Raw genomic sequence first — 20,548 nt, 5'->3', positions numbered from 1 at the left:
CATGGGCGCGGGGAGCGGACCGCGGGCGGTCACAGCACCACGACCGACCGCAGCACCTCCCCGCGCTGCATCTTGGCGAAGGCCGCCTCCAGGCCGTCGAGTGCGATGGTCTCGCTGACGAAGCGCTCCAGATCGAGCTTGCCGCTCAGGAACAGGTCGATCAGGACGGGGAAGTCGCGGCTGGGCAGGCAGTCGCCGTACCAGGAGGACTTCAGCGCGCCACCGCGCGAGAAGAGGTCGATCAGCGGTAGCTCGATCCGTGCGTCCGGTGCGGGCACCCCGACCTGGACCAGCGTGCCGGCCAGATCGCGCATATAGAACGCCTGCCGGTAGGTCTCCGGACGGCCCACCGCGTCGATCACCACATCGGCGCCGTGCCCGGCGGTGAGCGCGCGGACGGCCTCGACGGGGTCCGTACCACGGGAGTTGACGGTGTCGGTGGCGCCGAACCGCTCGGCCGCGTCCAGCTTGCCGTCGTCGATGTCGATCGCGATGACCCGGCGCGCCCCGGCCCGGGAGGCGCCCGCGACGGCGGCGTTGCCGACGCCGCCGCAGCCGATGACGGCGACGGTGTCACCGCTGCCGACCGCCCCGGTGTGCACGGCGGCGCCGTACCCGGCCATCACCCCGCAGCCGATCAGGCCCGCGGCCTCCGGGCGCGCCGACGGATCGACCTTCACCGCCTGCCCGGCCGCGACCAGCGTCTTCTCGGCGAAGGCGCCGATGCCCAGAGCCGGTGTCAGCTCCGTGCCGTCCGGCAGGGTCATCGGCCGGACGGCGTTGCGGGAGTCGAAGCAGTACCAGGGGCGGGCGCGCCGGCAGGAGCGGCACTGCCCGCAGGGCGCCCGCCAGGCGAGCACCACATAGTCGCCCGGCGCCGGCTCCGCCACACCGGGGCCGACCGCCTCGACGACGCCCGCCGCCTCGTGGCCGAGCAGATAGGGGAAGTCGTCGCCGATCGCGCCGTCGCGATGGTGCAGATCGGTGTGGCACACCCCGCAGGCCTGTACGGACACGAGCACCTCGCCCGGACCGGGATCGGGCACGAGGATCGGCAGCACCTCGACGGGCGCGCCCTTCTTGAGGGCGACGACGGCGCGGGCTTCGTGCGGCATGTCTCACTCCTAATACAGCGCCTGCGGTGACGGCAGGGGCGGGTGACACAGGTGAGGTGGCACGGATGCCTGTGAGGGGTGGGAGTGGTGCGCTGCGCTGGGAACGGGGGCGGCGGTGGAGGGGCGCTCCACCACCGTCTCCGGTGTTGCCTATATCGCGCTAGGTTGCGCCATAGGAGACATGCTGGAAGTCCGTCAGGGATCCGTCAAGGGGCGATTTTCTGCTAGGCGGCGCCTGCCGTGGAGGGCGCGCCCCGGGGGAGGCGCCCCGGGCTCCCGGAGCGCCCCGGACGCCGTCGCGCGGTCCTCAACCCGCGTACCCCATACGGCGGGAGAGCTCGGCCGCGGCCTTCGCGGCGCGCTCCGCGAGCTCGGGGAGCAGCTGACGCTCCATCCGGTACGCCGGTCCCGAGACGCCGATGGCCCCGATCACCGCACCGTCGTGCGCCCGCACCGGCGCCGCCACCGCGTTCAGCCCGATCTCCAACTCCTCGCTGGTGCAGGCGAATCCGTCCGCCAGCGCGGCGGTCAGCTGCTCGCGCACACCGGCGGCCGTGGTCAGGGTGTGCTCGGTGAACCGCGCCAGCTTCCGGGTCACCAGGCTCTCCCGTCGCTGCGCCGGCAGATGGGCCAGCAGCACCTTGCCGCTGGCGGTGGCGTGCAGCGGGGTGCGCCGGCCGAGCCAGTTGTACGCGGTGACCGCGGCGGCGCCCCTGGCCTGCATGATGTTGACCGCCGCATCGCCGTCCAGCACCGCGATGTTGGCGGTCTCCCCGGTGTCGTCGGCGAGCGCCCGGCACACCGGCTGGCCCTCCTGTGAGATGTCCAGCCGGATCGCCGCGGCGCCGGCCAGCCGCAGCACCCCGGCCCCCAGGTAGTACTTCCCGCGCTCCTTCTCCTGCGCCACCAGCCCGCGGTTCTCCAGCACCCCGAGGATCCGGAACGCGGTCGACTTGTGGACGCCCAGCTCCTCGGCGATCTCGGTCACCCCGGCCTCGCTCAGCTTGGCCAGGATCTCCAGCACGCTCACCGCGCGGTCCACGGACTGGACGGATCCGGCCCCGCCGCGCCGCTCCTCGGACCGGTCGTCCGCCGTATCGCTCGTGTTCGCCATGGGTCTTTGCGTCACCACCCCGTCGCCCCCGACGGGCACGTCTGAGGGCATCTGCCGGAAAGCCCTTGACGGCCCGCTCCCCGACTTGGATTCTGTTGCGCATCGCGCTCTGCGATGCGTTATTCAGAACACATGATACCGACCAGCGCGAGGGGGGCCAGATGATTCCCGTCTGCCGCATCGAGGACCTGCCCGAGGGCGAGTCCGTACGGATCGAGATCGACGACGCCACACCGGCCATCGCGGTCTTCCACACCGAGGGCGGGTTCTACGCCGTCGACGACACCTGCAGCCACCAGGACGCCTCGCTCTCCGAAGGCTGGGTGGAGGGCTGCTTCGTCGAATGCCCGCTGCATGCGGCCCTGTTCGACCTGCGCACCGGCGCCCCGACCTGCCTGCCGGCCCGGCGCGCGGTACGCACCCACGAGGTCGGCGTCCTGGACGGGATGATCCATGTACGGCCCGCCGTGCGGGAAGAGGCCGTGGCCTAGGAGCCGGGGCCGGGCAGGTCTCAGTGCCTTCGGGGCGGTGCCGGGCCGCCGCCCCGATCGTTCACGCGGCCGCGCGATCCACCCCTGACCGGCCCTCCCGCGAGGCGCGCCGCTCCTGCCGGCGCGCCCGGCGCCGCTCGCGTCGCAACTCCCGGGCCGTACTGCTCGGCTGGGACTGCACGCCGTTGCGCTGCACCCAGACCTGGCGGGTCACCCAGACGTCGAGCACGCCCCACGTGGCGACCACGGTACTGGCGACGGTACTCAGCACCGCCGGGAAGGCGAACCAGGAACCCGCCAGGGTGCACAGGAACGCCACCATGGCTTGAATCAGCGTGATCGCCACGATGATGACGGCGCGCACCGCGGCCGTGCGCACCGGATCCGCCATCCTGGGCCGCGCCGCCGGCTCCTCCTGCCACAACGGCCGCCTGCCGGTGTCCATGAACGCGTCACACTCCCCGCACTCTCCCCGTGTGTCCGGCTCCTCGGTGGCTGCCCGGGTTTCGCCGGGTACATTCCCTGGGAGTCGCACACCGTCCACGTCCATGGTCACGCACCGAAGCGAGGATGGGTTACTCGGGGTAGGGAAAAACCGGCCAAGTGTCCCGACCTGCGGCCGAATACGGGTGAGACGTCCAGCCCCAGGAATACGGGCGCCTTGTCCGGGAATCAGCGGACAACGTAGGACGATCCTGCCGCGGGGGCCTCCGTGACCTCACAAGAGGCCTTCGGGTCCGTCCCCCGACAGTAGTAGGCTCGCGCCGTTTGTTGACGGAACACCGCCCCCGTGCGCCGGGGTTGACGTAGGGGAGGCCATGCGCTTTCGCGGGAAGTCGGTCCGCCGGAAGATCGTGGCGTTGCTGCTCGTGCCGCTGGTGTCCCTGACGTCCATGTGGGCGTTCATGACCTATGTCACCGGACGTGAGGCCAACCAGCTGCTGGACGTCGGTAACGTCGTACAGAACCTGGGCTATCCGGTCGAGGACGTCGTCCAGGCCCTCCAGCGCGAGCGCCGGCAGAGCCTGCTCTACCTGGCCGACCGGCGCGACGCCGACGCGGAGGGCGAACTCCACGCGCAGACCCGGGCCACCGACGAGGCGATCACCCGGCTGCGCGCCGACGCCGACGCCCGCGACGTACGCGAGGACCTGACCGGCGACGCCGGCGACCGGATGGACGGCGTCCTCAAGGGCCTGTCCGGCCTCGGCTCGCTGCGCACCCAGGTCGAGGACAACACCGTCACCCGCGACGAGGCCATGGAGAGCTACAACTCCCTGGTCGACCCCGGCTATGACTTCCTCGCCGCGCTCCACGCCCTGGAGAACGTGGAGATGGACAAGCAGGGCCGGGCGCTGGTCAACATCACCCGGGCCCGGGAGGCCGTCTCCCGCGAGGACGCCCTGATGTCCGCGGTGCTCGCCTCCGGCAGCATGAGCAAGCGCGATCTGCGCTCGCTGTCCGACCGGGTGGCCGAGCGCCGGGTCCTGTACGACACCAACCTCCCCGCCCTGCCGTCCACGGACCGCGGCCTCTACGAGGACTACTGGCGCTCCGCCAAGGCCGGCGAACTGACCTCCTACGAGGACCGGGTGATCGCCGCGGGCGCCCGGACCGGACCGCAGGTGGTCAACGCCGAGCGCTGGCACACCGCCGCGGAGAAGGTGCTCGACGACCTCGAACGGATGGGCAAGGACGCCGGCGACCGCTACCAGCAGCGGGTCGCCCCGGTCGCCTCGCACATCCTGCTCAAGGCCGCCGTCGCCGGCGTGCTCGGCTTCATCGCGCTGCTGGTCTCGATCATCGTCTCCTTCCGCATCGGCCGCCGCCACGTCCGGGACCTGACCCGGCTGCGCAAGACCGCCCACGAGGTCTCCGGCGTACGGCTGCCGAGCGTGATGCGCCGGCTCGCGGCCGGGGAGCAGGTCGACGTGGAGACCGAGGCGCCCCGGCTCGAATTCGGTCCGGACGAGACCGGCCAGGTCGGCCAGGCGCTCAACACCCTCCAGCGGGCCGCCATCGAGGCCGCCGTCAAGCAGGCGGACATGCGCCGCGGCGTCTCCGAGGTGTTCGTCAACCTCGCCCGCCGCAGCCAGGTCCTGCTGCACCGCCAGCTGACGCTGCTGGACGCCATGGAGCGGCGCACCGAGGACACCGACGAACTCGCCGACCTCTTCCGGGTCGACCACCTCACCACCCGTATGCGGCGGCACGCCGAGGGCCTGGTCATCCTCTCCGGCGCGGCCCCGTCGCGGCAGTGGCGCAAACCGATCCAGCTGATGGACGTGGTGCGCGCGGCGGTCGCCGAGGTCGAGGACTACGAGCGGATCGAGGTCCGCCGGCTGCCGCGGCTCGCGGTGGACGGCCCGGCGGTCTCGGACCTCACACACCTGATAGCCGAACTCCTGGAGAACGCCACCGTCTTCTCGCCGCCGCACACCGCCGTACAGGTGCTGGGCGAGCGGGTGGCCAACGGCTACACCCTGGAGATCCACGACCGCGGTCTGGGCATGGCCCCGGACCTGCTGCTCGAAGCCAACCTCCGGCTCGCCGAGACCCCCGAGTTCGAGCTGTCCGACACCGACCGCCTCGGCCTCTTCGTGGTCAGCCGGCTCGCCCTGCGCCAGCAGGTACGGGTCTCGCTGCAGCCCTCGCCGTACGGCGGCACCACCGCAGTGGTCTTCATCCCGGGCGAGATCCTCACCGAGACCTCCGACGGTGCCAGGGAGGTCGAGGGGCCGGTCGCCGACGTGCTGTCCGGCCCGCCGGGCAACGAACTGGAGCACGCCGCGGGGAAGTTGGCCGCGCTCTCGCACACGCCGCTGCCGCTTCCGGAGCGGCGGGCCCCGGGCATCCTCGACGGCCCGGTCGAACTGGAGGCGCCGCTGGGCCTGGACGGGCTGCGGCCGCACGAGGACGAGGAGGACCTCTTCCGGGGCCGGGAGCGGGACCGCGACGCCGGCCGCCGCGCAGCGGGCCCCGGGCCGCGCAGCATCGCGCCGGTGCCGCCGGTCCCCGACGGCGAGCAGCACCAGCAGACCCGTGACCAGGCGCCCGGCGGCGGACCGGCACCGCTGCCGCGCCGCCCCCGGCCTCCGGTGCTGGTCTCGGACCACGGCAGGACGGTCGACGGCCGCGACGGTGCGGACGAGCCGTCCGAACGCGAGCCGTCCGAACGCGAGCCGTCCGAACGCGAGCCGGTCGGCGAGCGCCCCTCCGGCGAGGACGTCGGCGACCCGGGCCCGCCCCCGAACCCGCCCACGCCGATCACGCCCACGGGGCTGCCCCGCCGCGTCCGGCAGGCCAGCCTCGCACCGCAGCTCAAGGCCGAGGCGGCCGGTCCGGCCGCGGCGGAGCCGCCCGCCGCACCGCCCGAGGACGACCGCGACGCCGCGGAGGTGCGGGCACGGATGGCCTCGCTCCAGCGGGGCTGGCAGCGCGCCCGCCGGGAGAGCGGCGAGGAACCGCGCCCCGGCTCGGCACCGGACCGGGACGCGCCGGCCGGGAACCCGCCGGCCGCGGACACCACAGACCCGGATGCCCCCGACCAGGCCGCACACCGCGGCGAGGACACGGGCACCGCAGCACCAGGAACCACATCGGGAGGGGACGGTCCATGACCGCACCGAAGGCAGCAGCTACCAACGCATCGTTCTCGGCGAAGGGGTCCGGAGAGCTGAACTGGCTCCTGGACGAGCTGGTGGATCGGGTCGGCTCCATCCGCAAGGCCCTGGTGCTCTCCAGCGACGGGCTGGCCACCGGCGCCTCGAAGGACCTGACCCGCGAGGACGGCGAGCATCTGGCCGCGGTCGCCTCCGGCTTCCACAGCCTGGCCAAGGGCGTCGGCCGGCACTTCGACGTCGGGCAGGTCCGCCAGACCATGGTCGAGCTGGACGACGCGTTCCTGTTCGTCGGCGCGGCCGGCGACGGCAGCTGCCTGGCCGTGCTCGCCGACGCGGACTCCGATGTCGGACTGATCGCCTACGAGATGACCCTGCTGGTCAAGCGCGTGGGCGCGCATCTGGGCACCGCGCCCAGGTCCGGCCTCTCCACCTGAGCACGACGACGGGGACGCCATGAGCGACAGGGACGGCCGGGCGGCGCGGGACCGGGAGGCGGCCCGCTGGTTCGACGACGAAGCGGGGCCCGTCGTCCGGCCGTACGCCATGACGCGCGGGCGCACCCGCACCGACGCCGAGGGGCGCCTCGACCTGATCGCGCAGGTGATCGCCGAGAGCCGGGCGGAGCGCACGATCGACGATCAGACGCTGTCGCCGGAGCAGGTCGAGATCGTCGAGCTGTGCCGGCAGGCGCCGCTGTCGGTCGCCGAGCTGGCGGCCGAGCTCGATCTGCCGGTCGGCGTCGTACGGGTCCTGATCGGCGATCTGCTGGACGCGGAACTGGTCCGGGTCAGCCGCCCGGTGCCGCCCGCCGAGCTGCCCGACGAGAAGGTGCTGCGCGAGGTGATCGACGGCCTGCGGGCCCTGTGAACGGCCCCTGGGGGCGCCTGTCCGGTCTCCGCGGGTCTCGGCCTAGCCGTCGTCGTCGCCGGACTTCCTCCGGCGCGGCGGCGGCCACTGGTCCGCGGACGGCTGGGAGTCCAGCTGGGTGACCGCCTCCGAGAGCTGGACGACGACCTGAAGGATCTGCCGCTGGGTGTTGCGCCGCTCGGTGATCACCGCGGCGAGCAGCAGCGCGGTGAGCGCGGTGATCCCGTTGAACGCCTGCAGAGTGACCATGTTGGTGAACAGGTCGTGCAGGGCGAACGGTCCCGAGCCCTGGGCGGCCGCCACGATCGCGACCGTCGAGACCAGCAGCGCACAGGGCGCCGCCCCGGCCCGCTCGAACCGGAACGCGGCCCACATCAGGCACGGCGAGACCAGGAAGAGCAGATTCATCGAGCTGCTCACGGCGAGCACGGTGACGGTGAACGTACAGCCGACCAGCAGTACCGCCTCCGCCCACCGCAAGAGGGGGACGCGGCTGGTGAGCGGCCACCGGGCGGTGCTCAGGAGCAGCAGCACCGGCGTGATCACCAGCACCCCCATCGCATCGCCGGTCCACCACACGGCCCAGGTGGGCCAGAAGCCCGACGCCGGCAGCGCGCCGGAGAGCACCAGGACGCCGCTGCCGGCCGTCGAGCTGACCAGCATCCCGGTCAGCGCGCCGAGCACCACCAGCGCCAGGGCGTCGCGCAGCCGGTCCAGCTCCTTATGGAACCCCACCCGGCCGAGCAACCGGTAGGACAGCACCGGGCCGACCGTGTTGCCCGCGACGATCGCGAGGACCACCAGCAGTGACGGCCCCAGCGAGACATTGACCAGGAACGCGCCGAGGGCGATCCCCGGCCACATCCGCACACCGAACAGCAGCAGTGCCGTCAGGGCGATGCCGGTGGGCGGCCACAGCGGGGTGACCTGGCCGCGGACGATCTCCTGCAGCAGGCCGAGCTGGGCGCTGCCGTAGTAGATTCCGGCGGTCGCCAGGATCTGCACGAGGGTGACCCGTTGCCGCCACACGGCGGTACGGAGCCGCACGGCGGTGCCGTCGTGCCCTCCACGCCGCTCGTCGTGCACCACACCGGCCTCCGCTCGTCGCCGCGCCTAGGCGTAGGGGCCGCCGTTGTGGCGGAGCACGAGGACGGCGGCGTCGTCGGTGTGCCCGGTCAGATCGGCCACCGCGATCACCTCGCCCGCCAGGTCCTCGGCGTCCTCGGCGTACCCCTTGCCCACCAGGTCCACCACCCGCGCCAGTCCCTTCTCGATCGGGTAGGACGGCCCCTCCACCACCCCGTCGGTGAGCAGCACGAACGCCCCCACCTCGGTCAGCCGGCGGTGGGTGACCGGATACCGCTGGTCGGGGAAGACCCCCAGCGGCAGCCCGCCCGGATCCATCAGCACCTCCGCGCCGGAGGCGGTGCCCCACACCGCCGGGACATGGCCGGCGCGGGCACCGGCCAGTTCGCCGCTGTCCGGCGCGAAGCGCAGGAAGGTGCAGGTCGCCAGGAGGTCGGAGCTCATCGACAGCAGCAGGTTGTTGGCCCGGTCCAGGACGTCGCCGGGGTCGGTGGTGGCGCCCGCGACGGCGCGCAGGCCGGTGCGCACCTGCCCCATGAAGGCGGCGGCCTCCACGTCATGGCCCTGGACGTCGCCGACGGCGAAGCCGAGCGAGCCGTCCGGCAGCAGGAACGCGTCGTACCAGTCGCCGCCGATGTCCAGGCCTGTCTGCGCCGGTACGTAGCGGGCCGCGGTCTGCAGTCCGGGCAGGCCCGGCAGCTCCGGCGGGAGCATGTGCCGCTGCAGTTCCACGGCCAGGGCCACCCGTGCCTGCTGCAGCTTGATCCGCTCCATGACCCGGCCGGTGAGCTGGCCGAGGAGCCGCAGCAGCTCCTCGGACGGCGGGCCGGAGGTCGGGCGGTGACCGTTCATTCAGCACCCCGCTCCGCATCGCCGATCCCGTAGGGACGAATCGCCGCTGAAGTCTCACATTACGCCCGGCTTGTTGAGCGCTGCTCAACAACGGGAGTAGGGTCTATTGAGCAACTGTCAACAGGAGGAGTACCGCCGCCATGCCCACGGACGCCACCCCGGCCCCCGTCGAGCGCCTGGAGATCCAGGTCGGTCCGCACACCTACGACGCACTGGCCTCGGGCCCCGCCGACGGGGAGCCGGTCCTGCTGCTGCACGGCTGGCCGGAGTTCGCCGACTCCTGGAGCGCGGTGCTCCCCGCCCTGGGCGCGGCCGGCTACCGCGCCCTCGCCGTCGACCAGCGCGGCTACTCCCCGCGCGCCCGCCCCGCCCGGATCGCCGACTACGCCGTGCCCGAACTCGTCGCCGACGCCCTCGCCTTCGCCGACTCCCAGGGCGCCGGCCGCTTCCACCTCGTCTCCCACGACTGGGGCGGCATGGTCGCCTGGGCGCTGGCCGGCGCCCACCCCGAGCGGCTGAAGTCCCTGACCGTGCTGGCCACCCCGCACCCGGACGCGCTCAACCGCGCCGCCGCCGAGGACCCCACCCAGCACCACCGCCTCGACTACGTCCGCTTCTTCCGCCGCGACGACGGCGCCGCGGAGGCCGCCCTGCTCGCCGACGACGCCGCCCGGCTGCGCGCCGCGTACGGCGGAAAGGTCCCCGACGCGCTCGTCGAGGGCAACATCCGGCGGCTGTCCGCACCGGGCGCGCTGACCGCCACCCTGAACTGGTACCGCGCCCCCGAGTCCGTCATCTCGGTGCCCGCGGGCCGGATCACGGTCCCCACCCTCTTCCTGTGGGGCAGCGAGGACATGGCGCTGGGCCGCGGCGCGGCCGAGTCGACGGGGGAGTGGGTGGACGGCCCGTACCGCTTCGAGGCGCTGGAGGGCGCCAGCCACTGGCTGCCCGAAGAGGTTCCCGACCTCGTCACCCCCACCATCCTCGACCACCTCGGGCAGTACGCCTGACGCCGCGGCGGGGGCCGGGGACAGCGCGAACGCGCCCGGCCCGCCGCCGTAAACTGCGGGCATGCCCGGCAAGCGAACCACCCGACTCACCCCCGACCAGCGCCGCGCGCAGCTGGTCGGCATCGGGCTGGAGATGCTCGCCGACCGCTCCCTGGACGAGCTGTCCACCGACGAAGTCGCCCGGCGGGCCGGTATCTCGCGCGGACTGCTCTTCCACTACTTCGACTCCAAGCGCGACTTCTACCGCGCCGTGGTCCGCGCCGAGTGCGACCGCTTCACCGCCGCGACCGAACCGGACGGCTCACTGGAGCCGGTCGCCTGGATGCGGGCGTTCATCGCGGGCTTCGTGGCCTACGTCCTGGAGCACCGGCAGACGTACCTCGCGCTGGTACGGGGCGCCGCCGGCAGCCACCCCGCGATCGAGGACATCATCGGTGAGACCCGCGAGACGATCGCCCGCCGGCTGCGCGACGGACAGCGGCGGCTCGGCATGCCGGACGCCCCGCGCCTGGAGCTGGCCTCCCGCGCCTGGATGGCGTTCGCCGAGGAGGCGGTCACGACCTGGCCGGAGTCGGACGACGCCGCGCGCGAGGAGCTGTGCGCCTTCATCGAGGCCAGCTTCGTGAGCCTGCTGGGACTGCTCGACCGGCCCGAGGCGCTCGGGGCCCGGCGGCCCTGACCTGCTGTGGCCCAAGCGTGACGCATCTCAAGTGGGCGCCGCGCGGCGTACGTTGTACCGTTCCCTTGCAGCCGCTGCCCTGTGCGCCGACGCGCGGGACGAGGTGAGCTCCGCCCGCACTCCCGGCAATTCAGGAGAAGAATCCCATGGCCTTCGGGCGTTCCGACCGCTCTCAACGGACCGCCCCCGCCGATCCCGTGACGCTCAAGATCCTTGTCGCGGGCGGCTTCGGGGTCGGCAAGACCACCCTGGTCGGTGCCGTCAGCGAGATCAAACCGCTGCGCACGGAGGAGCGGTTGACCGAGGCGGGCCGGCCGGTGGACGACCTCGACGGGGTGGCGGACAAGACCACCACCACCGTCGCGATGGACTTCGGACGGATCACCCTCAACGAGGAGCTGGTCCTCTACCTCTTCGGCACTCCGGGCCAGAACCGCTTCTGGTTCCTGTGGGACGAGCTGGCGCTCGGCGCGCTCGGCGCGGTGGTGCTCGCCGACACCCGCCGGCTCGCGGACAGCTTCTCCGCCATCGACTACTTCGAGCGGCGCGGTCTGCCGTTCACGGTCGCCGTCAACTGCTTCGACGGCGCCGACCGCTATCCGCCGGAGGCCGTACGCGAAGCCCTGGACCTCAACCCCGAGGTGCCGGTGATGCTGTGCGACGCCCGCCGCCGGGAGTCCGCCCGGGACGTGCTGGTCTCCGTCGTCCAGCACGCGCTGCACACGGACGCCCGGCGGCGGGAGCCCGCGCTGCCCTGACCGGGCGCCGAAGTGCGGCCCGCACCCCGCCGTCCGAGGCACGGGCCGCACGCCTGCAGGGGGTGTCCGCGAAGTCCCGCCTGGCCCGCGACGCCCGGCCGGGACTTCGCGGACGCCCCCTACGCCGCCGGGCCGCCCTCGGGCAGCCAGCCGAAGCTCCGCTCCACGGCCTTGCGCCAGCGGGCGAACTCGTCCTCGCGGGTCCGGTCGTCCATCCGTGGCTCCCACTGCCGGTCGCGCTTCCAGTGGCTGCGCAACTCGTCGAGGTCCTGCCAGACGCCGGTCGCCAGCCCGGCCGCGTACGCCGCGCCCAGACAGGTCGTCTCCGAGATCACCGGGCGGATCACGGGCACGCCGAGCACATCCGCCTGATGCTGCATCAGCAGGTTGTTGGCGGTCATCCCGCCGTCGACCTTGAGCCGGGTGATCCGTACGCCGGAGTCCTGGAACATGGCGTCCACGACCTCGCGGGTCTGCCAGCTGGTCGCCTCCAGTACGGCGCGGGCCAGATGTGCCTTGGTGACGAACCCGGTCAGGCCGGTGATCACGCCCCGGGCGTCGGAGCGCCAGTACGGCGCGAACAGGCCGGAGAACGCCGGCACCACATACGCCCCGCCGTTGTCCGGGACGCTCGCCGCCAGCGGCTCGATCTCCTCGGCCGACGCGATGATCCCCAGCTGGTCGCGGAACCACTGCACCAGCGCGCCCGTAATGGCGATGGAGCCCTCCAGGCAGTAGACGGGCGCCTCGCCGCCGAGCTGGTAGCCCATGGTCGTCAGCAGCCCGTTCTTGGACGGAACGGGGCGGTTGCCGGTGTTGAGCAGCAGGAACGAGCCGGTGCCGTAGGTGTTCTTGGCCTCGCCCACGCCGTAGCAGGTCTGGCCGAACACCGCGGCCTGCTGGTCGCCCAGCGCGGACGCCACCGGCACCCCGTGCAGCTGTCCCACCGCCGTGCCGTACACCTCGGCCGAGGACCGGATCTCCGGCAGTATCGCGGCCGGCACGTTCATCGCCGAAAGGATCTCCGGGTCCCACTGCAGGGTGCCGAGGTTCATCAGCATCGTGCGGCCCGCGTTGGTCACGTCGGTGACGTGCACCCCTCCGTCGGTGCCGCCGGTCAGATTCCAGATCAGCCAGGAGTCGATGGTGCCGAACGCGATCTCGCCGCGCTCGGCGCGGGCCCGCAGCCCCGGCACCTCGTCCAGCAGCCAGGCGGCCTTCGGCCCGGAGAAGTAGCTGGCCAGCGGCAGACCGGTGGCGTCCCGGAAGCGGTCCTGGCCGTCCTGGCCGCCGAGCTGCGCGCACAGCTGGGCGGTGCGGGTGTCCTGCCAGACGATCGCATGGTGCACCGGTCTGCCGGTGGCCCGGTCCCAAAGGACCGTGGTCTCCCGCTGGTTGGTGATGCCCAGTGCGCTGAGCTGGTCGGCGCGCAGCCCCGCCTTGGCGAGCGCGCCCGCCACCACGGCCTGCACCTTCGCCCAGATCTCGGTCGCGTCGTGCTCCACCCAGCCGGGCTTGGGGAAGATCTGCCGGTGCTCGCGCTGGTCGACGGCGACGATCGCCCCGCCGTGGTCGAAGATGATGCACCGGCTCGACGTGGTGCCCTGATCGATCGCGGCGACATACTTCTCGGTCTTCCCGGTTCGCTGGGTCATACCGTCACGCCTCCTGAGGTCCTGGCTCGAAGTGGGTGCGGGGCCTACCGGGTCAGAACACGCAGTTGTGGACCAGACCGGCCAGCACCGCGCCGATCAGCGGTCCGGCCACCGGGATCCAGGCGTAACTCCAGTCCGAGGAGCCCTTGTTGGGGATCGGCAGCAGCGCGTGCACCACGCGCGGGGCGAGGTCGCGGGCCGGGTTGATGGCATAGCCGGTGGGCCCGCCGAGCGACAGTCCGATGCCGACCACCAGCAGCGCGACCAGCAGCACATTGATCCCCGAGCCGTAGACCCCGGCCTGCGCGCCGGGCACCTGGCCGATGCCGATGCCCTTGTTCTGGCCGAAGAACAGCAGGGGCAGCACCAGGCCGACGGTGGCGATGATCTCGGTGACGAGGTTGGCGGCCGGTTTGCGGATCTCCGGAGCGGTGGAGAAGATCCCCAACGTCGGCTGGGCCTTGTCCCGCTCCGCGTTGGCGGCGAACTGCGCGTAGTACAGCGCCCAGGCCAGTACGGCGCCGATCCCCGCGCCGAGCATCTGCGCCAGGACGTACAGCGGCACCTTGGACCACTCCGTGCCGCCCGCGACCGCCGAGCCGACCGTCACCGCGGGGTTGAGGTGCCCGCCGGACAGCGGCGCCGCGGTGTAGGCACCGGCGAGTACGCCCATGCCCCAGCCGAACGCGATCACGACCCAGCCGGCGGCCCTGGCCTTGGAGTGGTGCAGGGTGACGGCGGCGCACACGCCGGCGCCGAAGAGAATCAGCATCGCGGTGCCGATCACTTCACCGACGAAGATGTCCCCGTTGGAATACATGGCGGCTCCTTGGCTCTCGCCCCGGGGACGGCCCCCGGTCCTCCGTAGGGTGCGTCCGGAAGTGTTCACCCGAGGTGATGGGCCGTCAAGGTCGCACACAACAAAGGATGTTGAGGAGTCAACCGACCGCTCGGCCGACCTGTCCGGGGGGCAGTGCACCGCTCTGGCCGGGCGGGGCGGGGAATCCGGGCCCGGCCGGACCGGGCACCCGGAGCGGCGATCCGCGCCGGATCTCGGTACGCTGCGAGCCCGGCCGGCCCAGCACCCAGCTCGCCCCCGGCAGCGCCTTCGCCGCCTTCTTCAGCGGCGCCAGGGCGGCCGCGGCCGCATGGTGCCCGCCGACGCCGCCGGGCGGGCACACCGCGGTCGCCAGCGACAGCGTGACCGGCCGCCCGCCCGCCGACCAGGCCACGTCCAGCAGCGCCGCGGCGAACGGCTCCAGGCCGTCCGGCTCGGTCAGCACCAGGAAGTCGTCGCCGCCGATGTGGCCGACCCGGCAGGCCGGTTCGCCCGCCGCGACCCCTGCCAGCGTCCGCCCCACCGAACGGATCAGCTCATCGCCGGCCGCGAACCCGGCGCCGTCGTTGACCTGCTTGAAACCGTCCACATCCAGCCAGCTCAGCGCGAACGCCCGGCCCTCGGCGATCCGCCGGTCCACCTCGCCGTTGACCTCGTCCGAACCGGGCAGCCGGGTCAGCGGGTTGAGCCGGGCCGCCTCCTCCACCCGGCTCTCGGCCAGCGCCCGCACGATGTCGGCGAGGTGCACCACCCCCATGCACCGGCCGCGCTCGTCCACCACCGCCACGTCGTCGCCCGTACGGTCGCGGTCGCCCTCGGCGATCACATCGAGCACCTGCCAGGCGGTGGCGTCCGCCCCGACCGTCCGCGGTCGGTCCGCGAGCCGCAGCGCCGGCCGGTCGGCGTACAGCGCATGGCCGTAGCGCCCGGACAGCGACAGCAGGAACCGGTCCCGGTCGATCGCCCGGACCGGCACCCCGTCGGTGTCCACCAGCAGCACCCCCGACACCTCGGGAAAACCGGTGAGATGGCTGCGCACCGCGCCCGCCGACGCGGACATCGGCAGCAGCGCGGCGGGCTGCAGGAACTGTGCGACCGGCGGCCCGGACGGCGGGCGGTAGGGCACCGCCGGCCCGTTCACCGCCCGCACGGCCGGCGGCGGCAGATAGATCTCGGTGGCCGGCCGTCGCGCGGGCGGCGCGAACAGGTGGCCCTGCGCCAGCTGCACCCCGGCCTCCCGCACCGCCGCGTACTGCCGCTCGCTCTCCACCCCCTCGATGGCCAGCAGCCCGCCGATCCGCTCGCACAGCTGCCGCATCGCGGCCACCGCGGCCTGCCGCCCCCGATCGGTGTCCAGCCGCGCGCACAGCGACGCGTCGAGCTTGACGAGGTCCGGCGCGAGCTCGCCGAGCAGCCGCAGCGACAGGTCGCCGTCCCCGACCCCGTCCGCGCAGATCCGGTAGCCCTCGTCGCGCAGCACCGCCACCGACTCCAGCAGTGCGGCGCGCGGGACATGGGTGAACGGGCCGACGAGATCGAGGGTGATCTCCCACGGCCGCCGGCCGATGTCGTGCACGGCCTTGCCCAGTGCCGCCAGTCGGGGCAGCTCGGCGACGGTCGTGGCGAAGACGTTGACGTGCAGCGGCAGCAGCGTCTCGTGGTGTGCCGCCGTCCGTACGGCGAGCGCCGCGAGTTCGGCGTCCAGGTCGGGACAGCGCCGAGCGGTGGCCAGAACGTCGACCTCGCCGGGCTCGGGGCGGGCGAGTATCTCCAGCGCCGCGACCGAACCGGTCGAGAGGTTCACGACGGGCTGGAAGGCGAATCGAAGCTGGTCCGTCCAGGCAGGCACGGAGGCAGCATGCCCCGCCCCCACCCTCAACAGGGTGTGATTAACGCACTGTTCACGCACCCTTCCGGAGCGTGCGGGCGGCTGCCCCTCGATGCACACAGGACGTTCGAGGGGTGGTGCGGGACCGCCCGCGCACCTGATGGTCCGTCAGTTCCCGCTGTCGCCTGGACGTCGGGCGCACCCCGCTGCTAAGTTGTTCTCGTTCCGAGAAAGACTCAGAGTGAGAATGAATCGCGAGGGGGCGCGGCCGTGGACACGGACCCGCAGGGCGGCAAGAGCGGTGGCGCCGACGACGGCGAGCGCGCCTTCCTCGCGGCCTACGACCCGCGAGACTTCCCGGCCATCGCCGTGACCGTCGACATCGTCACGCTGACCCTGCGCGCCGGGGTCCTGCACATCCTGCTCGTCGAGCGCGGCGGCCCGCCCTTCCAGGGCGCCTGGGCGCTGCCGGGCGGCTTCGTCCGCGCCGGGCGGGAGTCGCTCGACGAGGCCGCGGCTCGCGAACTGGCCGAGGAGACCGGGCTGGACGCCGGCCAGCTGGAGCGCGTCCACCTCGAACAGCTCGGCTCGTACGGCGACCCCGGCCGGGACCCGCGGATGCCCGTGGTCACCGTCGCCTACCTCGCCTTCGCGCCCGACCTCCCCGAGGCACGCGGCGGCGGCGACGCCAGGGCCGCGGCCTGGGTCCCGGTCGGCGCACTGGCGCTCGACGAACCGGACGCGGCCCGGCCGCGTCCCCCACAGCAGGGTCCGGGGCGCGGGATCGACGGGGGTGATTCCGCGCCCCGGACCCCGGCCGACCGGGCACCCGGCCAAGGCGTCGCCGAGGCCTCGCTCCCGCTCGCCTTCGACCACGCCCGCATCGTCGCGGACGGCCTCGACCGGGCCCGCGCCAAGATCGAGTACACCCCGCTGGCCACGGCCTTCCTCGGCGCGGAGTTCACCATCGTCGAACTCCGCGGCGTCTACGAATCCATCTGGGGCAGCCCGCTGCACGCCGGGAACTTCCATCGCAAGGTGCTCTCCGTCCCCGGCTTCGTCGAACCCACCGGGGCGACCGCGGCCCGCGGCGGAGCCCGCGGCGGACCGCGCGCCCGCCTCTACCGGGCGGGCGACGCCCGGCTGCTGCACCCGGCGCTGCTGCGCCCCGAGGAGGGCACACGGTGACCGCCACCGGCGGCGGTCACCGGCAAGGTCACTGGACGGGGAAGTCGAAGTAGGTGTCCGGGAAGGGTTCCGGCTTGAAGGTGTAGTGCCACCACTCCTCCGGCAGATTCACGAACCCGGCCCGCTCCAGCCCCTTCTTGAGCAGCAGGCGATGGGCCAACCGGCGCCCGTGGACGCGCGGGTCGAGGGTGTGTGCGAGGGTGTCGAAGCAGTCGAAGCCGGTTCCCATGTCGAGCGAGTTGTCCGGGAAGCGCCCGGCCTGCGGCCCGTAACAGGGCGCCAGCGGCTCACCCGGCACATACGGGCGGGTGGGCACGGCCGGCAACCGCACCAGCGTCACATCGAGCGTACTTCCCCTGCTGTGGCCCGACTTGGCCGCGATGTAGCCGTCGTCGAACAGCCTGGTCTTGTCCACCCGCGGATAGAACTCCGCCTTCATCCGCTGGTCGTCCAGGTCCTTGGCCCACCGGACGAAATGGTCCACCGCGCGCTGTGGCCGGTAGCAGTCGTACACCTTCAGCGAGAGCCCCCGCTTGAGGAAGGAGAGCTGCGCGCGGTGCAGCGCCCGCGCGGCGTCCCGGGTCAGCAGGCACGTCGGCCTGCGGTAGCCGTCCACCGGTACGCCCATGAAGTTGTGCGGGGTGACGTAGCGCATCTCCTGGATGATCGTGGGGTCCACCTCGCGTAGCGCGACGAACCCCTTCGGCGGCGCGGATGGGGGCGCCGTCTTGTGGGCGGCCCCCGCCGCCGTACCCGACGGCAGGGTGGCGACGGTCATCAGGGCGGCGGCGGCAACGGCCAGGCCGCGCAGCGCGGTTGCGAGTCTCGGCATGGCCCCTCGTCTACCAGGCGCGGCATGTGCGGGGGAAGAGCACCGCAGGGCGGGGCTCCGCTACGCGTCCACCAGCCCCCGCACCCGCACCGGATATCCCACCGCGCCGCCGTCCCGCCGCTCCACGACCACCCGGTCGCCCTCCCACCGCGAGGTGAAGCGCTCCACCGTCGGACGTTGCCAGCCGTCCCCGCCGTCCGGCACCACCAGACCACTGCCGCCGCGCCCGGCCTTCGGTGCCCACACCTCCAGCTCCGTCCCGCCGTCCTCGCCCGTCACCGGCAGCACCGCACCGGCCCGCGCCAGCACCGGAATCCGCGACAGCGGCGCGTCCACCCACACCTGCCCGGGGCCGTCGTGGGCCCGCCCGGTCGCGGTGTCGTACCACCGCCCGCGCGGCAGCTGCACCGGCCGCCGGGTCACGCCCGCCGCCAGCGCCGGCGCCACCAGCAGCGCGTCCCCCAGCAGGAAGGCGTCCTCGCAGTCCCGCAGCGACCGGTCCCGCGGCGCGCTCCACCACACCGGGCGGACGTACGGCGCTCCCGTCAGCCGCGCCAGCTGGCCCAGCGTCTCGAAGTACGGCAGCAGCCGCTGCCGCTCGCGCAGCGCCGTACGGGCGTGCTCCAGTACCTCCGGCCCGTACTCCCACGGCTCCCGTCGGCCCGCCCAGACCGCCGAGTGCGTACGGAACAGCGGCAGATACGCGCCCAGTTGGAACCAGCGCACATACAGCTCCCGGGAGGGCGTGTCGGAGTACCCGCCGACATCGGGACCGCTGTACGGCACCCCGCACAGCCCCAGCCCCAGCACCAGCGACAACGAGGACCGCAGCCCCGGCCAGCCGGTCGCCACATCCCCCGACCAGGTCCCCCCGTAGCGCTGCATCCCCGCCCAGCCCGAACGGGAGAACAGGAACGGCCGCTCGGCCGGGCGCAGTTCGCACAGCCCCTCGAAGCCGGCCTGCGCCATCGCCAGGGCGTAGACGTTGTGCGCCTCGCGGTGGTCGCCGCCCCGCCCCTCCAGCGCGTGCCGGGCCGAGCGCGGCAGCGTCTGCTCCCCGAAGGCGGCGAAGGAGACCGGCTCGTTCATGTCGTGCCAGAAGCCCGCGAAGCCCTGTGTCAGCCGCTCCGCGTACTGCGCACCCCACCACTTGCGCACCCGTACGTCGGTGAAGTCCGGGTACACCGACTCGCCGGGCCACACCACCCCGCGCACCTCCCGCCCCCGCGCGTCCCGTACGAAGGCATCGCACGCCGCGCCGCCCTCGTACACCGCGTCCCCCGGCTCCGCCTTCACCGCCGGATCCACGATCGACACCAGGCGCACCCCCTGCGCCCGCAACTCCCGGGCCAGACCCGGCAGATCCGGATAGCGCGCGCGATCGACGGTGAACACCCGGTGCCGGTCGAAATGGTCGATGTCCAAATGGACGGCGGACAACGGCAGTTCGCGCTCCTGATAGCCGGCCACCACCCGGCGCACCTCGTCCTGTCCGCCGAACCCCCAACGGGCGTGCTGGTAGCCCAGCGCCCACTGCGGCGGCAGCGCGGGCGCCCCGGTCAGCGCCGTCCAGACCTGCAGCACCCTGGCGGGGGTGCCGGCCAGCACCCAGTAGCGCAGCGGCCCGCCGTCCATCCGCAACTCGCAGCTGCCCGGGCGGTCGTGGCCCGAGCCCGCACCCTCCGCACCTTCCCGGAGCAGCACCCGGCCGTCCCAGGAGTTGTCGTGGAAGACCAGATGCGTCCCCGCGTCCGCCACCACCAGCTGCACCGGCATCGTCACCGACAGCGGATCGTCGCCCGGCTCGAACGCACCGCCCGGATCGGTGTTCCACAGCCGGTACACGCCGTCCCGCAGCCGCGGCCCGTGCGCCCGGCCGCCCAGCCCGAAGAACCGGGCATCGGCCGCCACCTCCGAGCGCTGTATCCACCGCGACGCACCGCCCGCCTCCGGCCGTCCGCCCGCCCCGGATGCGCCCGCCGCGTCCGTACGGTCCCACCAGCGCGGCGGCAGCTCCCGCCGCAGCACCGCGCCGCCCGGTGTACGCACCTCCACCGCGCCGTGCCGGGACACCGCGACCAGCACCCGCTCGGAGACCACCCGCCAGCCGCCCTCCGTATCGGGCTCCAGCACCGCCCGGGCGTCCACCTGGGGACACGCCCCGGCCAGCGCGTAGGACGGCTCCGGCTCCGCGCCGTCCCAGCCGCAGAAGACGGCACCGCCCGACGCCACCCGCACCCGCAGCGACGACCGCGCGAAGTGGATCACCCCGCCGCCCGGTAGCGCCTCCGCACCCCGCGCCGCCCCCGGCACCCGCGCCCGCTCCCCGCCGCCGCGCGGCAGCGCCCTCGCATCCGCCCTCCACGCCCGCCACGCCGAGCGCACGGACCGCAGCCCCTGCGCCGGCCCGACCGCCCTGACCACCCGTACCGACCGCACCAGATCACGCCCGTCCATGCCGGTCAGCCTGCCATTGACGTTCGGGCATCCGGGCAGCGTTCAACTGCCGTTCACCTGCACGAGGTCACGCTCGGCCACCTTAAGGCCCGAGGGCCGCCGCCCGGTGGCCGGATCCCGACGGCCCCTTCCCGGACCGGCCCGCCTTACATGGC

At 73.3% G+C, this 20,548-nt stretch carries 18 protein-coding genes; 8 read left to right on the top strand and 10 right to left on the bottom strand.

Annotated elements, in window-relative coordinates; genetic code table 11:
* Window positions 1–29 precede the first annotated feature (29 nt).
* Window positions 30–1,115 (bottom strand): S-(hydroxymethyl)mycothiol dehydrogenase, encoded by a 1,086-nt coding sequence (locus tag WAB15_RS06735; protein WP_399149005.1) that lies wholly within the window; start codon window positions 1,113–1,115, stop codon window positions 30–32.
* 307 nt (window positions 1,116–1,422) lie between these two features.
* Window positions 1,423–2,229, bottom strand: coding sequence for an IclR family transcriptional regulator (locus WAB15_RS06730; RefSeq protein WP_399149004.1), 807 nt, complete (start codon window positions 2,227–2,229; stop codon window positions 1,423–1,425).
* Window positions 2,230–2,390: 161 nt separating this feature from the next.
* Here WAB15_RS06730 and WAB15_RS06725 point away from each other — a divergent pair, with 161 nt between their 5' ends.
* Entirely contained in the window at window positions 2,391–2,720 is a 330-nt protein-coding gene (locus WAB15_RS06725; protein WP_399149003.1) for a bifunctional 3-phenylpropionate/cinnamic acid dioxygenase ferredoxin subunit, read from the top strand.
* A 61-nt stretch (window positions 2,721–2,781) separates the two neighbouring features.
* Here the strand turns inward: WAB15_RS06725 and WAB15_RS06720 are convergent, their stop codons facing one another.
* Window positions 2,782–3,270, bottom strand: a complete 489-nt coding sequence (locus WAB15_RS06720) for a hypothetical protein (RefSeq protein ID WP_399149141.1) — start codon at window positions 3,268–3,270, stop codon at window positions 2,782–2,784.
* 268 nt (window positions 3,271–3,538) lie between these two features.
* Here WAB15_RS06720 and WAB15_RS06715 point away from each other — a divergent pair, with 268 nt between their 5' ends.
* The 3 genes from WAB15_RS06715 to WAB15_RS06705 are packed head-to-tail and all read left to right on the top strand — an operon-like array spanning window position 3,539 to window position 7,210.
* Window positions 3,539–6,340, top strand: a complete 2,802-nt coding sequence (locus tag WAB15_RS06715) for a nitrate- and nitrite sensing domain-containing protein (protein WP_407285648.1) — start codon at window positions 3,539–3,541, stop codon at window positions 6,338–6,340.
* A complete protein-coding gene (locus tag WAB15_RS06710) occupies window positions 6,337–6,777 on the top strand; it encodes a roadblock/LC7 domain-containing protein (RefSeq protein WP_399149001.1) in 441 nt (146 codons plus the stop codon). The genes WAB15_RS06715 and WAB15_RS06710 overlap by 4 nt, the downstream gene beginning before the upstream one ends.
* Window positions 6,778–6,796: 19 nt before the next feature.
* Window positions 6,797–7,210 (top strand): DUF742 domain-containing protein, encoded by a 414-nt coding sequence (locus WAB15_RS06705; RefSeq protein ID WP_399149000.1) that lies wholly within the window; start codon window positions 6,797–6,799, stop codon window positions 7,208–7,210.
* A gap of 42 nt (window positions 7,211–7,252) precedes the next feature.
* Here WAB15_RS06705 and WAB15_RS06700 read toward each other — a convergent pair whose 3' ends face one another.
* The gene (locus WAB15_RS06700) at window positions 7,253–8,257 is read right to left on the bottom strand and encodes an MASE1 domain-containing protein (protein WP_407289179.1); all 1,005 of its coding nucleotides are present in this window, start codon (window positions 8,255–8,257) and stop codon (window positions 7,253–7,255) included.
* Between the two features lie 66 nt (window positions 8,258–8,323).
* Window positions 8,324–9,148 (bottom strand): PP2C family protein-serine/threonine phosphatase, encoded by an 825-nt coding sequence (locus WAB15_RS06695; protein WP_399148999.1) that lies wholly within the window; start codon window positions 9,146–9,148, stop codon window positions 8,324–8,326.
* Between the two features lie 140 nt (window positions 9,149–9,288).
* On the opposite strand from WAB15_RS06695, the gene WAB15_RS06690 reads away from it, so the two are divergent.
* The 3 genes from WAB15_RS06690 (at window position 9,289) to WAB15_RS06680 (ending at window position 11,595) form a co-directional block, all read left to right on the top strand.
* On the top strand, window positions 9,289–10,158 hold the full coding sequence (locus WAB15_RS06690; protein ID WP_407285647.1) for an alpha/beta fold hydrolase: 870 nt from the start codon (window positions 9,289–9,291) through the stop codon (window positions 10,156–10,158).
* A gap of 61 nt (window positions 10,159–10,219) precedes the next feature.
* Window positions 10,220–10,837 (top strand): TetR/AcrR family transcriptional regulator, encoded by a 618-nt coding sequence (locus WAB15_RS06685; protein WP_407285646.1) that lies wholly within the window; start codon window positions 10,220–10,222, stop codon window positions 10,835–10,837.
* A 146-nt stretch (window positions 10,838–10,983) separates the two neighbouring features.
* Complete coding sequence (locus tag WAB15_RS06680) at window positions 10,984–11,595, top strand: GTP-binding protein (RefSeq protein ID WP_407285645.1); 612 nt, start codon at window positions 10,984–10,986, stop codon at window positions 11,593–11,595.
* Between the two features lie 119 nt (window positions 11,596–11,714).
* Here the strand turns inward: WAB15_RS06680 and glpK are convergent, their stop codons facing one another.
* From glpK to WAB15_RS06665, 3 genes are all read right to left on the bottom strand, one after another.
* Complete coding sequence (gene glpK, locus WAB15_RS06675; protein WP_407285644.1) at window positions 11,715–13,250, bottom strand: glycerol kinase GlpK; 1,536 nt, start codon at window positions 13,248–13,250, stop codon at window positions 11,715–11,717.
* A gap of 52 nt (window positions 13,251–13,302) precedes the next feature.
* A complete protein-coding gene (locus WAB15_RS06670; protein ID WP_399148994.1) occupies window positions 13,303–14,070 on the bottom strand; it encodes an MIP/aquaporin family protein in 768 nt (255 codons plus the stop codon).
* A gap of 118 nt (window positions 14,071–14,188) precedes the next feature.
* Window positions 14,189–15,937 (bottom strand): GGDEF domain-containing protein, encoded by a 1,749-nt coding sequence (locus tag WAB15_RS06665; protein WP_407285643.1) that lies wholly within the window; start codon window positions 15,935–15,937, stop codon window positions 14,189–14,191.
* Window positions 15,938–16,186: 249 nt separating this feature from the next.
* Between WAB15_RS06665 and WAB15_RS06660 the strand changes: the two genes are divergently transcribed.
* The gene (locus WAB15_RS06660; protein WP_399148992.1) at window positions 16,187–17,104 is read left to right on the top strand and encodes an NUDIX hydrolase; all 918 of its coding nucleotides are present in this window, start codon (window positions 16,187–16,189) and stop codon (window positions 17,102–17,104) included.
* 28 nt (window positions 17,105–17,132) lie between these two features.
* Here WAB15_RS06660 and WAB15_RS06655 read toward each other — a convergent pair whose 3' ends face one another.
* The gene (locus tag WAB15_RS06655; RefSeq protein ID WP_407285642.1) at window positions 17,133–17,936 is read right to left on the bottom strand and encodes a M15 family metallopeptidase; all 804 of its coding nucleotides are present in this window, start codon (window positions 17,934–17,936) and stop codon (window positions 17,133–17,135) included.
* Between the two features lie 60 nt (window positions 17,937–17,996).
* On the bottom strand, window positions 17,997–20,393 hold the full coding sequence (locus WAB15_RS06650; protein ID WP_407285641.1) for a TIM-barrel domain-containing protein: 2,397 nt from the start codon (window positions 20,391–20,393) through the stop codon (window positions 17,997–17,999).
* Window positions 20,394–20,548 lie beyond the last annotated feature (155 nt).

The sequence above is a fragment of the Streptomyces sirii genome (assembly GCF_045690365.1).
Classification (GTDB): Bacteria; Actinomycetota; Actinomycetes; order Streptomycetales; family Streptomycetaceae; genus Streptomyces; species Streptomyces sirii.
Note: the sequence above shows the minus strand (reverse complement) of the source record. Positions and strands in the feature narration are given on the sequence as shown.